Raw genomic sequence first — 14,081 nt, forward strand, 5'->3', positions numbered from 1 at the left:
TTTGAATGAGCCTGCGAACCTTGATCAGCCACTGCCTGGGTGAACGCGATGCGTTGGCCCTGGCCCGCGACCAGGCCGAACGCTGGCAGCCGTGGCTTCTGCCCATCAGTGCAGACTCACCCGTAGGCGAAGATCCAGGCTATGACGATGACTTCCAGCGCATGCGCGAAGAGGTCAACAAACTGTCCGGGGCGGATGCCGAGCGGGTGGTTCAACTGGCCGAGAAGCTGCTCACCCACACCTGCAAGGACCTGCGGGTGGGGACTTATTACCTGTGGGCGCGTTTGCAAAAGGACGGTGAGGCCGGGTTGGCTGATGGGCTGACTTTGTTGGCCGCGTTGGTGGAGCGTTACGCCGCCGAAGTGCTGCCGGCGCGGCCCAACAGTCGCAAGATGGCCCTGGAATGGCTTGCTAGCAGCAAGGTGCTGGACAGCCTGTCGTTGTACCCCGAGGTGGTGCGCAGCGAGGCCGAACGTACAGTAGCGGCGTTGGCCTGGCTGGAGCGCGGGCTTGAGGCGTGGCCGCACGACCAACGTCCGGCATTAGGTGCGCTGTATGGTGCGTTGTCCGCCCGCTTGACCCAGTCCGGTGGGGTGGATGCACTGGTGCCGCAACACAGTGCCAGTCATGAGTCGAACGTGCAGTCGGCGCCAACCGCCACGGCCATCAAGTCCGGGCGTGACCTGCTGGACAACGGCCGGGCGCTGGCGGGCTATTTACGCGAGCAACCCCAGGGCTGGCTGGCGGCCCATCGCCTGATGAAAAGTTTGCGCTGGGACACGGTGCACCAGGCGCCACCTGAAGAGGCCAGTGGCAATACGCGCCTGGCGTCGCCCCGTGGCGATTATCGGGCGCAACTCAAACGCCTGTACCTGCAACAGAGCTGGACGGAATTGCTCGATCAGGTCGAGCGGGTGTACGCCGAGGGGGTGAATCATTTCTGGCTGGATCTGCAGTGGTACCTGTACCAGGCGTTGAGCAAACAACCGGCGCCTCACGACAGCTGGGCCGACATCGTCAAGCGTGATCTGGGGATGTTCCTCGAACGTTTGCCGGGCTTGGAACGGTTGCTCTGGAACGACGGTACGCCCTTCGCTGATGAGACTACCCGTGACTGGATCACCCAACACGTCAGTGGCAACCGCGCCCAGCAATGGCTGCCCGCACCGAAGGCGGTACTGACCACGGGAGATGCTGAAATCCTGTCGCTGGAGGGCGAAGCCCTGGTCCAGGCCGACAGCGACGGCGTGGAAGTAGCGCTCGCCTGGTTGGCGGCCCGGCCTGGAATACAAACCGGGCGTCAGCGCTGGCTGCTGCGCCTGCTGATGGCGCGGGTAGCTGAGCAATATGGCAAAAGCGATCTGGCCCTGCACCTACTGGGGGAGTTGGACGCTACCGCGCAGCACCACGCGCTGGCGGTGTGGGAGCCGGAACTGAATTTCGAGGTCAAGGCCCGCCTGCTCAAGCTGTTGCGCTTGAAGGCGCAGCGTAATGATGCGGACAAACCCACCCTGGCCCGGCGCACCGAGGCGCTATTGGCAGGACTGGTAGCGATTGACCCGGTACGCGCTGCAGTGCTTTGCGGTTAACCCTTATTCATCTGGAATCAATCTGTGAGCACGGACAATTTAACACTGCGCTACTTCGATGCCGAGATGCGTTACCTGCGCGAAGCCGGCAAGGAGTTTGCTGAAGCATTTCCGGATCGGGCGGCTCAGCTCAACCTGGACAAACCGGGAGCGCAAGACCCGTATGTGGAACGTCTGTTCGAGGGCTTTGCCTTCTTGATGGGGCGTTTGCGGGAGAAACTCGACGATGACTTGCCGGAGCTGACCGAAGGGCTGGTCAGTCTGCTGTGGCCGCATTATTTGCGCACGATTCCCTCGCTGTCGATCATTGAGCTGGTACCCGAGCTTGCGCAGATGAAGCGCAGCGAGGCCATCGCCACGGGCTTTGAGGTACTGTCCCAACCCGTCGGCCCGCAACGCACGCGCTGCCGTTACACCACCACCCAGGACCTGATGTTGCAACCGTTGGCCCTGGAGTCGGTACGACTGGCCTACGAGCCAGATGGCCGCTCACTGTTGCGCCTGCGTTTTGCCTGCGGAGCGTTGACGGACTGGAGCCAGATCGACCTGAGCCGCTTGCCGTTGTACCTGAATGCGGACGCGCCACTGGCCAGTGCCCTGCATCAGGCACTGACCCTGAATACCCAAGCACTGTACGTGCGCAGGGCGGGGCAGCAGGAGCGCCATGTATTAGATGGCTATTTTGCGCCTAAGGGGTTCGCCGATGAGGACCGACTGTGGCCCAAGGGCGACAGCGCTTTCAGCGGCTATCAGTTGCTGCTGGAGTACTTCACCTTTCGCGAAAAGTTCATGTTCGTGACCCTTTGTGGCCTGGAACAACTGAACCTCACCGCAGGCACACCCTGGTTCGAGTTAGAGGTGGTGCTGCGCGAGGCATGGCCCCACGAATTTAGTGTGAGCAGCGAACACATTCGCCTGCACACCGTTCCGGTGATCAACCTGTTCGCGCTGGAAGCCGACCCTCTGACCCTCGCGCCGTTGCAAACTGACTACCTGCTGCGGCCTATGCGCTTGCAGGACGGTCACACCGAAATTTATTCGGTTGACCAGGTTACCTCGTCAAAAACCGCCGTGCGTCAGGACTATGTGCCGTTCACCAGCTTTCGCCACAAGGGCGGCATGCTGCGCGATGAGGCCCCTGAGCGTTATTTCCATACCCGTTTGAAGCGTTCTGCCAAGGGTTTGCATGACACCTGGCTGATCCTGGGCGGTGACGGTTTCGACAAGGATCGGTTGCAAGGCAGCGAAAGCCTGTCATTGCGCTTGACCGGCACCAATGGGCTGTTACCGCGCAAGGCATTGCAAAGCACCTTGCTCGACACCCTGGTGCAATCCACCCAGACCCGTCTGCGGGTACGCAACCTGTGTGCACCCAGCTTGCCCTGCTACCCACCCAACCGTGATCGTTTTCATTGGCGGGTGCTCAGTCATCTGGGTTCGAACTTTTTGCCGATGCTCGACAGCGCCGAGGTGCTGCGCGGCACCCTGGCGTTGTACGACTGGACTGGCAGCGAGCTGAATCGCCGTCGCCTGGAGGCGATTGTTGAGGTTCGCCATCATCTGGTTCAGCGTTTCGAAAAAGGCTTTCTGCTACGCGGGGTGGATATCGAAGTCACTCTGGATACCAATGGCTTTTCAGGAGAGGGCGACATCAGCCTGTTCGGCGAGATGCTCCATCGCTTCTTTGGCCTGTATGCCGACATTCATTTATTCAACCAGCTCACGCTGATCTTGCAACCTACTGGAAAGTGTCTGCGATGGAACGAGAACCACAGTCAGCGTATTCCCGGCTGAAAGCCGAAGGTTTACTGCAAGCGCTGGACGGACGGGTCGCTGAGGCCAACCTCTACCGTTTCTGTCAGTTGCTGGAGCAGGCGTTGCCCAATCACCCGCCCTTGGGTAGCACCGCGCACCCGGCGGATGACCCTGTCCGCTTTCGGCCGGACCCTGGTATGGGTTTTCCTGCGGCAGAACTGAAGGCCATCGAAACTGACGAGGACCATCCCGAACGTCCGGCGACGGTACGCACCCGTCTGCTGGGCCTGTACGGCGTCGACTCACCGATGCCGACAACCTTCCTGGACGACATCGCCCAGCGTCGCGAAGGTCATGAGGCGCTGGAGGCGTTCCTGGATATTTTTAACCACCGGATATTTACCCAGTTCTATCGCATATGGCGCAAGTACTCCTACCCTGCGGCGTTCGAGGCGGGCGGTACCGATGCCACTTCACAATGCCTGCTGGGTTTGATCGGTCTGGGGATTCCCGGCACCGCCAAGCAGATCGCCACGCCGATATCACGCTTCCTGGCGCTGCTCAGCGTGATGCGCCTGCCCACTCGCAACGCCGAAGGCATCAGCGCGCTGGTCAAGCTCTTGGCCCCCAACACCCAAACCCGAGTGACGCCGCACTGGCCACGGAAAGTGCCTCTATCGCAGCCGGCCAGCTTGTCCACCACTCACCCAGTGAGCTTGTCCCAAGGCACGCCGTTGGGCAGCGCCGGCTTTGATGCCAACAGTCAGCTGCACCTGGCGCTGTTCACCGAGGACCTGATTGAGGCGCGTGGCTGGTTGCCTGGCAGCCAACTGCACAATGATTTGCTGGTGTTGTTGCGGGTGTACCTGGGCTGGCGTTGCACCGCGAAATTGCAACTGTCGCTGCCGATACACAGCCTGCCCAAACCGATGCTGGGCGGCGCGCCCGTGCTGCTGGGCATGACCGGCGTCCTGGGCCTGGGCAGCGAGGCCTGGCAGATCGGCGAACGCGACACCATCACCATCAACCTGGGCCGATACCAAGGTCTGCACAGCAACCCCCAGTACAGAGAGGCACAGCATGTCGCGTACCGTTTTTAATCTATTGAAGGTGGCGCTGCTCGGTGCGTTGTTGAGTGGGTGCGGGCTGACCCAGACCGTGACCGACGGCACCGCGTCCATGACCAAGGCCATCTTCTACAAACAGGTAAAAGTCCTGCACCTGGACTTTACCGGCCGGGCAGCGATGAACACCGACGTGGCGGACATGAGTGGCTTGTCCGTGCCTACCGTGGTGCGGGTGTATCAGTTGCGCGATAGCAAGGCCGTGGACAAAGCCACCTATGACAGCATGCTGAGCGATGCTGATAACTTGCTGCGCGCCGATCTGCTGAATCAGCAAGCGATGGTGGTGAAACCCGGAGAGGGCGCACAACTGAACGTGCCCCTCAATAAAGACGCTCGGTTCGTCACCGTGGTGGCGTTGTTCCGTACGCCCGACACGCAGAAAAACACCTGGCGCCTGACGCTGACCCGCGATGACCTGGACCCGGATCGGGCGCGGGTGATCGAGTTGGGCAACAACCGCCTGACGCTGCAACTCCTGGAAAAGGAGTAAGCCGTGAGCGAGCTGAATCCATCGCTCTACGAAATGCTTTTGCAGAATTTCGACGGTGAGTTGGACCTGTATCGCGTTCGCGAAGAGGACCAGCACACCCTGTCGGTGCTGGACAATCTGCAACGCATCCTCAACAGCCGGGCGGGATCGCTCAGCCACCTACCGGACTACGGCCTGCCAGACATGTGCCTGATCCTGCAAGGATTGCCCGCCTCAGCCCATGAATTGATGGGCACGCTGGTCAATACCTTGCTCATGTACGAGCCACGCCTGGAAGCAGTGAGCATCGAACTGCTGCCGCAGACCCTGCCAGGTCATCTGGAGTACGCCCTGGACGCGCAACTGAAAGGGGGCGAGCGGGTGACCTTCGGCACGACCCTGGCGCCCGAGGGCAAAGTGTTGGTGCGTCACTTGAAGCGGCAGCACTACCTGCCCAAGCCGTAAACCTGTAAGGAAAGGAAGCTGGATGACGGCGTTATTTGAAATGCGTATCCGGGTCGGTGGTGACCCGCGCGACTTCGGCGAGTTTACCGCACTGCGTGACGAGCTGGCCAAGCTGAGCCATCCGGCGTGCCCGGACGTCGACTGGGCCAAGGTCGAGCAGTTGAGCCTGACGTTGTTCCACAACAATGGTGCGGAGCTGCAAACCGCCGCTGCTTTTGCGCTGGCCCGCAGCCAACGCCACGGTCTGGAGGGCATGGAGCAAGGGGTGATGTTGATTGAGGCGTTGTGCAGCCAATGGCCCACCCTGTGGCCGCCGATGGCATCGGTGCGCCTGGACATCCTGGCCTGGCTGTTTGCCCAATGGCAGCCGTTGTTGCGCAGCCTGGAAATGACGACGCAGACGCTGCCCGCCCTGGTGCATCTGGACAGTGAACTGGAGCGGCTGGCCACGCAGTTGAATCGTCAGGGACACGTGCCTCTTGTCACGTTACAGGCGTTTCGTCATCAGGTCTGCGGGTTAATGCAGCGTTTGGAACGTAACGGTGCGTCGGGTGAAAGACTGCCGATATCAACCAGGGGCCCGGAACCGGCTTTTGTGATGCCGGTAGTAATCCTGCCAACGCCCCCGATGCCTGAAGTGCCAGATGATGCCTCGAAACGCAAGCGCCATATAACACTATGGCTGTTTGTGCTGATCGCCGTCATCGCTCTGGCGTGTGGGGCTTGGTGGTGGCATCAAGGGGGTGGTAGCCAACCGCCGCAGGTGACGCCCGAGCCGTTGCGTGTGGACAGCCTGTCGCTATTCGATGCAGGCAGCAGCGAACTTAAATCTGGCTCGGCCAAAGTGCTGATCAACGCTCTGGTCAACATCAAGGCTCAATCTGGCTGGCTGATTGTGATCGTCGGGCATACCGACACCACGGGTAACGCGGAGCAGAACCTTCAACTCTCATACGCGCGCGCCGCGGCAGTGCGCGACTGGATGCAACGTATGGGCGACATCCCCGACAACTGTTTTGCTATCCAGGGCGCGGCAGGCAGTCAACCGATTACCAGCAATGACACCGCGTCCGGGCGAGCGATCAACCGTCGGGTGGATATTCACCTCGTTTTTAAGTCGTCGTCAGCTCAAGCCCAAAAGGGGCTTGGGCCGACTCATGCGTGCAGATAAAGTTAAGTGAAAAAACCTGACGAAGACAGTTGCTCCTACAGCGGGCCAGGTTGACCTGAACGTTTGCCTGAAACCGCGTTGCCTGCATCGCGACTAACGTCGGCTCCTAGACCGTGCGTGGTAGGAGCCGGCCTTGGCCGCGATGCAGGCGGCGCGATCTAAGCGGTAGACGCATTCGCGTAGCTGCCGCCAGGCTGCGTCTGGCGCATGCAGTGGGTCAGAAGTTAACGCTGGCGCTCAGCCTGGCGCTGCGCGGCTCGCCGACGTTCACCTGCAACTGCCCCGAGCCGGTGCTGGAAGGGTAGTATTCTTTGTTGAACAGGTTATCCACGTTCAACTGCAGGTGCGTCTTGTAGCCGGCCACCGGCACGTCCCAGCGCAGGAAGGCGTCGGCCACGGTGTAGCTGGGCAGGTAGTAGCTGTTGCCGTTGTCGCCGGCCCGCTCGCCTACGTAGTGCGCGCCCGCGCCGGCGTGCCAGTCGCCGTACTGCGATGGTACCCGCAGGTGGTGCGTGAGGTACAGGCTGGCGGTGTGCGCCGGCGCCTGGCTCAGGCGGTTGCCCTGGTCGGTGGGGTCGTCGAGGATCTCGGTATGGTCGTAGGCGTAGGTGCCGACCATGTCCCAGCGCTCGGCGATGCGCCCGGTCACGTCCAGTTCCACGCCGCGCGAACCGACCTTGCCGGCCGCCTCGCTGACGCTCTCGCCATCCACGGTGGAGGTGGTGACCACGTTCTTCTTGACGATGTCGTACACCGCCAGGTTCAGGTTCAGGCCCGGCGCGATGTCGTACTTGGCGCCCACCTCATAGCTGCGGCCTTCTTCGGGGTCGAAGGTCTTGCCGCTGTCGTCCACCGTGGTGTTGGGCACGAACGAACGGCTGTAGTTGCCGTACAGCGATAGCGCGTCGCTGGCCTTGTACACCAGGCCCAGCATCGGTACCGCCGCGTCACCATTGCTGTCCAGGCTGACCGCGCGCGCGCTGCCCATGCCCTGGGCGATGTATTGGTCGTAGTGCTGGTAGCGCCCGCCGAACACCAGAATCCAGCGGTCATTGAGGTGCCAGTTGTCTTTGACGTACAGCGAGGTGGAGTTCAGTTGGTTGGTGAGGTCGCTGGTGGACTTGTTGACCACGCTGGGCTCGGCCAGGCTACCGTAGCTGGGCGAGTAGATGTCGAAGCCCGACTGCGCGGTATTGCGGTAGGTCTTGCCACGGTAACGGTCTTCCGCCTCCTGGTCCACGCCCACCAGCACATCGTGCTCCTGGCCGAACAGCTGCTGGGTGCCGATGAAGTCCCAGCTGGCGTAGCGGGTTTCATAGTCGTAGTGGCCGCCGTTGGCCTGGCGCGTCACCACGCCACTGGCCGACAGCGCCGTAGGGTTGGCAATCGCCAAGCTGTAGCGGTCTTCGTTCCAGCCGTAGGTGACGCGGGTTTTCCAGTCGTCGCTGAGTTGGTACTCGAAGCGCGCGGTCACGCTTTGGGCAATGCCCACGGTTTTCGCCCACTTTTCATCCAGGCGCTTCTTGTACGACACGTCTGCCGGGTGGCCATTGACGAACATGGTGCCGCGGTCGAACGGGCTGGTGTAGTCGTTGTACTCGTACGCCAGGTTAAGGCTGGCGCGGTCGCCGGTCCAGCTCAGCGACGGCGCCACCAGGGTGTGCTGTTCCACGCCGTAATTGCGCCAGTAATCCTCGCTCTTGCGCTCGGCCACCAGGCGGTAGGCAAGGCCGGTGTCGCCAATCGGCCCGGTGGTGTCCAGGCCCAGGTCACCACCCCCTTCACTGTAGGCCGAGCCGCTGAGGGTGGTGCTTTGCACATACTGTGGCTGCTTGCTGACCACATTGATCAGCCCGCCCGGGTCCATGGCACCGTACAGCAGCGAGGCGGGGCCCTTAAGCACTTCCACGTGGTCGGTGGTGGCGTCGAAGTTGGTCGACAGAATCGACTTCACCCCATCGCGCAGTATCGAGCCATCATCGTTGGTGCCAAAACCGCGCTTCACCACCGAGTCCTTGGTGTTGCCCAGGGTGTTGCCCTGGCTGGCGCCACTGATGAACCTGGTGACGTCGTCCAGCGACTTCACGCTGTAGTCGGCGAGGGTCTGGTGCGGGACCACGTTTACCGTCTGCGCCTCTTCCTTGAGCGGCACGTCGCTCTTGCTGGCCGTGGACGCGCTGGCTGCGGTATAGCTGTCGTCGCCACTGCTTGCCTGGGCGCCAATCTGCGTGGCGGGCAGGGTGGTTTCCCCGGCGGCATGGGCGGTGCCGGCGCACAGCAGGGCGCTGGCCAGCGCCGAGGCTAGAAACGGTGCGCGGCGGGGGAGGCTGGAGGTCGGGGTGATCAAGGTGGGCACTCGCATACATGAATGATAATGATTCTAAGTAGCGAATGCGCGGGTGGTGCGGTGTGTTTGTATGGAGTTGTCTGTAAGTTTTGATACAGAAGGGCGGGCGCGTTGCGCCGGGAAATCCTGCACCCTGCGCGTAGCCTGCTACCGGAAATTGGCGACAAGACCGCGGTATCCAAAGTGTTGAGCGGTGATCGTGCCATCAGCCACAAATGGCGTACGCACTGGCGCAGCGTTTCGCCATGGAGCCCGGCGCGTTCCTGCCCAGGGCGCCGTCTGCGTGAAAGAGGCAAGCCACCCCCGTCGCGTAGCAGCAACTGTGTTCATGTGGGAGCGGGCTCTGCCCGCGAAGAGGACGCCGTGGTGGTTCAGATACTTCGCGGTGTTCTTTTCGCGGGTAGAACCCGCTCCCACAGGTGCGGTGTGGTGTCAGGATGAATAGCGGTGCCTGTAGCAAGCTGCCGAAGGCTGCGTCTGGCCTGCGCGGTGTGTCAGGTGTTGCGCGGCGCTGGTGACGCGGCCTTGGGCCGCTGCTTCGTCAGGTGGGTTACCTAGCCGCTATCAGCGCATCCACCAACCCTTTCGCGCCCTCTCTGTGGTGCAGCGTCGACCACACTGTGACCAAACGGTGGGTGGCGGAAGGTACGCAGGGTGGTCAACCGGGAAGTCAGCACCCGGCGCACCCGAAGGTGCCCCACGCACATTCCGCCATAAAGAGGCTGTGCAGGTAAGAAAATACCTGCACGCTGGCGCGACGCTGTGCGCTGACTTTACCGGGTGACCAAGCCCTACCGCTGATGAGCAGCGGTGGGCAGAAAGGTTCTGCGGCATGAACTGCAGCACGCAGCCTGCACATCCAGCAGGGGTTTCAAGCTGGGCTCAGGAATGCTCGGACGCCGCCGACATCACCCCGCGCTGCGGCGCAGGCTGGCCATGATGTTCGCCCACCAGCGGAATCTCCTGGTGCTCGGCGTCATACAGCTTGCCGCCACTGAAGTAGTCCCCATCACGCAACGCCGCCACATCCCGGTACTGCAAGCTGCGCTCGGTACCCGCGACAAACACCGACTGCTGGTCTGAGTTGCCGGCGGTGAAGTGGTTGTAGGTCAGGTTCAGCACGATGGCCATGATCGCTGACGAGCTGATGCCGGAGTGGAAAATGGTGGCGAACCAGGTGGGGAAGTGGTCATAGAAGTTGGGGGCAGCGATGGGGATCATGCCGAAGCCGATGGAGGTGGCCACGATGATCAGGTTCATGTTGTTGCGGTAGTTGACCTTGGACAGGGTGCGGATGCCGCTGGCGGCCACGGTGCCGAACAGCACGATGCCGGCGCCGCCGAGCACCGAGGTAGGCACGGCGGCGATGACTCGGCCCATAACCGGCAGCAACCCTAGAATCACCAGAAACACACCGCCGGTGGCCACCACGTAGCGGCTTTTCACGCCGGTGACGGCCACCAGGCCGACGTTCTGGGCGAAGGCGCTTTGGGTGAAAGAACCGAACACCGGCGCCAGCAGGCTGGACAGCATGTCGGCGCGCAGGCCGTTGCCCAGGCGTTTTGCATCGACCTTGGTGCCGATGATTTCACCCACGGCGAGAATGTCGGCCGAGGTTTCCACCAGGGTCACCATGATCACGATGCACATGGAGATGATGGCGGCCACATGAAAGGTGGGCAGGCCGAAGTGGAATGGGCTGGGCAGGCCGAACACCGGGCCCTGGCTGACGGTTGAAAAGTCGGCCATGCCCAGCAGGGTGGCGATCACCGTGCCGATTACCATGGCCAGCAGAATCGACAGGCGCGAAATGGTGGCGCTGCCCACTTTGCTCAAGAACAGCACCAATACCAGGGTGAGTGCGGCCAGGCCGATGTTGCCCATGCTGCCAAAACTCTCGGCGTGGCTGTTGCCGCCCATGGCCCAGCGCGCTGCCACCGGCATCAGCGTCAGGCCGATGGTGGTGATGACAATGCCGGTGACCAGGGGCGGAAAGAAGCGCGTGATGCGCGAGAACACCGGGGTAATCAGCAGCCCGATCAAGGAGGCTGCCATCACCGCGCCGAGGATCGACGCCACGCCGCCGCCTTCCTGGCTGCCGACAATCGCCACCATGGTGGCCACGCCCGAGAACGACACGCCTTGCACCAGCGGCAACTGGCAACCGAAGAATGGCACCCCCAGGGTTTGCAGCAACGTGGCCAGGCCACCGGCAAACAGCGATGCAGCCACCAGCAGGCCGATTTCGGCGGGCGACAGCCCTGCGGCCTGGCCAATGATCAGGGGCACCGCAACGATGCCTCCGTACATGGTCAGCACATGTTGCAACCCATACGCCATGTTGGCGAACAGGCCGAGGTTCTCATCTTCGGGGCGCACAGCGGCAGGCGGGGACTCGATCATGATGGTGGTACCCTGATTTTTGTTGTGGGCTTACTGTATTCAATAGTTACTTATTGTGTCTATAAGATTGTATACAATAATCGATTCAGGCGATTCGGCGAGGCTGTCCCTGGTTGCGCTGAGCGGATGCTCCACCAAGACTCACCCCTTGCCCCATCGGCCCCTGCCACAAGGCTTTGCAGATCGAGCTGCGTGGAAATTCGTTCCTCAATCGATGCCACGCGTTTGCCGCTGAGCCACGCCTGCCCGATCAAGGCTCCAGGCCGATGCCTCGCAGTATCACGGCGGTGATGGTCTGCACCGCGTCGGCAAACTGCGCGTCCGACAGGGGCTGGTTGCCGTTGAGCGCGGCCACCTGATGGTCGAAGTCGGCGTAGTGCTGGGTAGATGCCCAGATCATGTACAGCAGCGCTGATGGGCTGACCGGGCGAATGCGTTTTTCCTCGACCCATTGGCGAATCTTCGCTTCCTTGAGCTTGGCGCCGGTGGCCAGGTGTTCGTCGAGCTTGTCGCGGAAGAAGGGGGCGCCGAGCATCATCTCGTTGGTCCACAGCTTCGAGCCGTGGGGGCGCAGGCGCGAGTGGTTCATTTTTTCCATGATGTAGCTGGTGAGCACCACGCGGGGGTCGTCGAAACGCTCGAAGCAGGCGCCTTCCTGTTCCCAGGTCCCCAGCAGGTTGATCAGGACTTCGCGGTACAGGTCTTCCTTGGTGGAAAAGTAGTAGTTGAGGTTGGTGCGCGGCAGTTCGGCCTCCAGGGCAATGTCGGCCATGGCCGTGCCGGCGTAGCCGTTTTCGGCAAAGACCTTTTCAGCGGCCAGGAGGATTTTCTCGACGTTCTTTTGGCGAATCTTTATTTTCGGATTGGTCATCGCTTGCCTGATCGAAAACGCGGGGGGAGGGCGGTGTGGCATCAAGCCATTCTAGCGGGCGCAAAGCACCTGTGGGAGCTGGCGTGCCAGCGCGCTGTTAAAAGCTCGCTGGCACGCCAGCTCCCACAGGGTCAGATCAGGTCAGGGGCGGGCGGCGGTCAAGGGCTGGCCGTCGCGCTGAATGCGGGCGGCAGAGGTGCCGCCGACGGGCGTGCCGGCCTGGTCCTGGGCCTTGAGGAAGGCAATCAGCGCGTCCTGGTCATTGAGGCCGGTGTCCAGGCGCTTGCTGGCCTTGGTCAGCACGCTGAAGTTGTCACCGCCCTCGGCCATGAACGAGTTCACCGTCACGCGGTAGTCCTGGCTGGCCACCACCGGTTTGCCATCCACGGTCAGGCTGCCCGGGATCACTCGCTGACCATCCGGCTTGGCGGCATCCCAGCGATAGCGCAGCGAAGAAGACGGTTGCAGCGGATAAAAGCCGTTGCCACCGTGCTGCCACTGCTGTTCGACCAACTCAAGCAGTTGCGCGCCCGTCAGGGTCAGGATATTGAGCGTGTTGTTGAACGGTTGCACGCTGGCCACCTGGCCGAAATTCAACTGCGTCTGCCCAGGCTCCAGGATCAGGTCGCTGCGAATGCCACCCAGGTTGGTGAAAGCCACCTGCGCGCCCAGGCTGCGGGTGGCGGCCAACTGGCCATCGGCGACCAGGTCACCCATGCTCGACTCGCCGGCAGCGTTCAAGGTACGGGTCAACTCGCGGCTGGCGATGCGCGCGATGGGCTTGCCCAGCAGCGCCTGGCTGCGCTGTTCCACGCGTGCTTCCAGGGCGGCCACCTCAGGCATGGGTGGGTAGCGCTTGGGGTCCACGACGATATTGCGCGCGGTGGCGCTGAGCAACTGGTGCCTGGCGGGGTCGATGGTCAGCGTCAGGTAGGTGAGCAGGCGGCCGTAGGAGGCGCCTTGGGTCACCAGTTTGTCACCCACGCGGCACAGGTAGCCCTGGTGGGTGTGAGCGGTGATCACCACTTTCACTTCCGGCGCCAAGCGCTGGGCCACGTCGACGATGTCGCCTTTGAGGTGGCTGCAGTCGGCCTGGTCAAACCGCTCGGTGGTTTCGCCACCCTGATGGATCACCGCCACCACCGCGTCCACGCCTTGCTGGTGCAGGGCGGGCAACTGGGCGTTGATGGCATCGGCTTCGTCGATCGTGCTCAGGCCTTGCATGCCCTTGGCGCTGACCACCGACGCCACGTCACGCAACACGGCGCCGACGAAGGCGACTTTGACGCCGTTCACTTCTTCAATCTGATAAGGCGCGAACAGCGGCTTGCCGGTGCCCTTGTCGATCAGGTTGGCGGCGATGTAGGGAAATTGCGTGCCGCGATAGTCCTTGTCGAACTGGCAGGCCTTATCGGGGCGTGGCGAGTCGCAGCCACCGTGAATCTGGCGCTGCAACTCGGCGCTACCCTGGTCCAGTTCATGGTTGCCGATCACGCTGAACTTCAGGCCCAGTAAGCCCAGGGCGTCCAGGGTGGGTTCGTCCGCCCACATAGACGAGATGGGTGGGCTGCCGCCAATCATGTCGCCGCCGCCGATCAGCAGCAGATGCGGGTCTTGCTGGCGCAGTTGGGCAATGACGCCGCTCAAGGCGTCGATGCCACCCGCTTTCATCACCACCTTGCCGCCAGGGGCGCTGGGCATGGGGTAGCTCAGTGGTGTAGCCACCAGGTTGCCGTGGAAGTCATTGACGGCGGCGATGTTGATTGTCACCGGTTTGGCCGGTGTAACGCTCTGGGCGCACGCGCCCAGCAGCACGGCGGCCGGCATCAGCAGGCTGGCGCGACGCAGTAAAAACGATAAAGAGAGCATGCGGACTCCTTGTCC

The 14,081-nt window shown here is 62.2% G+C and carries 10 protein-coding genes and 1 pseudogene; 7 read left to right on the forward strand and 4 right to left on the reverse strand.

All coding sequences use genetic code 11. From position 1 onward, the window contains the following. Positions 1-5: 5 nt before the first annotated feature. The 6 genes from tssA to PMM47T1_RS26985 are packed head-to-tail and all read left to right on the forward strand — an operon-like array spanning position 6 to position 6,576. A complete protein-coding gene (gene tssA, locus PMM47T1_RS26960; protein ID WP_008375172.1) occupies positions 6-1,589 on the forward strand; it encodes a type VI secretion system protein TssA in 1,584 nt (527 codons plus the stop codon). 24 nt (positions 1,590-1,613) lie between these two features. After that, positions 1,614-3,383: a type VI secretion system baseplate subunit TssF gene (tssF, locus tag PMM47T1_RS26965; protein WP_008375174.1), complete on the forward strand. Its 1,770-nt coding sequence runs from the start codon at positions 1,614-1,616 to the stop codon at positions 3,381-3,383. After that, positions 3,347-4,444 carry a type VI secretion system baseplate subunit TssG gene (tssG, locus tag PMM47T1_RS26970; RefSeq protein ID WP_043301592.1) on the forward strand — a complete coding sequence of 366 codons (1,098 nt, stop codon included), beginning with the start codon at positions 3,347-3,349 and terminating at the stop codon, positions 4,442-4,444. Before tssF ends, tssG begins: the two co-directional genes overlap by 37 nt. Next, entirely contained in the window at positions 4,425-4,961 is a 537-nt protein-coding gene (gene tssJ, locus PMM47T1_RS26975) for a type VI secretion system lipoprotein TssJ (RefSeq protein WP_008375178.1), read from the forward strand. The genes tssG and tssJ overlap by 20 nt, the downstream gene beginning before the upstream one ends. A 3-nt stretch (positions 4,962-4,964) precedes the next feature. Further along, a complete protein-coding gene (gene tssE, locus PMM47T1_RS26980; RefSeq protein WP_008375180.1) occupies positions 4,965-5,405 on the forward strand; it encodes a type VI secretion system baseplate subunit TssE in 441 nt (146 codons plus the stop codon). A 22-nt stretch (positions 5,406-5,427) separates the two neighbouring features. Continuing rightward, positions 5,428-6,576 (forward strand): OmpA family protein, encoded by a 1,149-nt coding sequence (locus tag PMM47T1_RS26985; protein ID WP_008375182.1) that lies wholly within the window; start codon positions 5,428-5,430, stop codon positions 6,574-6,576. 217 nt (positions 6,577-6,793) lie between these two features. Here the strand turns inward: PMM47T1_RS26985 and PMM47T1_RS26990 are convergent, their stop codons facing one another. Continuing rightward, entirely contained in the window at positions 6,794-8,938 is a 2,145-nt protein-coding gene (locus tag PMM47T1_RS26990) for a TonB-dependent siderophore receptor (protein ID WP_008375184.1), read from the reverse strand. A gap of 126 nt (positions 8,939-9,064) precedes the next feature. Here PMM47T1_RS26990 and PMM47T1_RS30490 point away from each other — a divergent pair. After that, a pseudogene (locus PMM47T1_RS30490) lies at positions 9,065-9,210 on the forward strand (helix-turn-helix domain-containing protein); the annotation flags it as partial. A gap of 595 nt (positions 9,211-9,805) precedes the next feature. On the opposite strand, the gene PMM47T1_RS26995 reads toward PMM47T1_RS30490, so the two are convergent. From PMM47T1_RS26995 to PMM47T1_RS27005, 3 genes are all read right to left on the reverse strand, one after another. Further along, complete coding sequence (locus tag PMM47T1_RS26995; RefSeq protein ID WP_008375186.1) at positions 9,806-11,326, reverse strand: nucleobase:cation symporter-2 family protein; 1,521 nt, start codon at positions 11,324-11,326, stop codon at positions 9,806-9,808. 250 nt (positions 11,327-11,576) lie between these two features. Continuing rightward, positions 11,577-12,197 carry a TetR/AcrR family transcriptional regulator gene (locus tag PMM47T1_RS27000; protein ID WP_008375188.1) on the reverse strand — a complete coding sequence of 207 codons (621 nt, stop codon included), beginning with the start codon at positions 12,195-12,197 and terminating at the stop codon, positions 11,577-11,579. A gap of 141 nt (positions 12,198-12,338) precedes the next feature. Beyond that, positions 12,339-14,066, reverse strand: a complete 1,728-nt coding sequence (locus tag PMM47T1_RS27005) for a bifunctional metallophosphatase/5'-nucleotidase (protein WP_008375190.1) — start codon at positions 14,064-14,066, stop codon at positions 12,339-12,341. Positions 14,067-14,081 lie beyond the last annotated feature (15 nt).

Origin of the sequence: Pseudomonas sp. M47T1 (genome assembly GCF_000263855.1) — a bacterium.
GTDB lineage: Bacteria > Pseudomonadota > Gammaproteobacteria > Pseudomonadales > Pseudomonadaceae > Aquipseudomonas.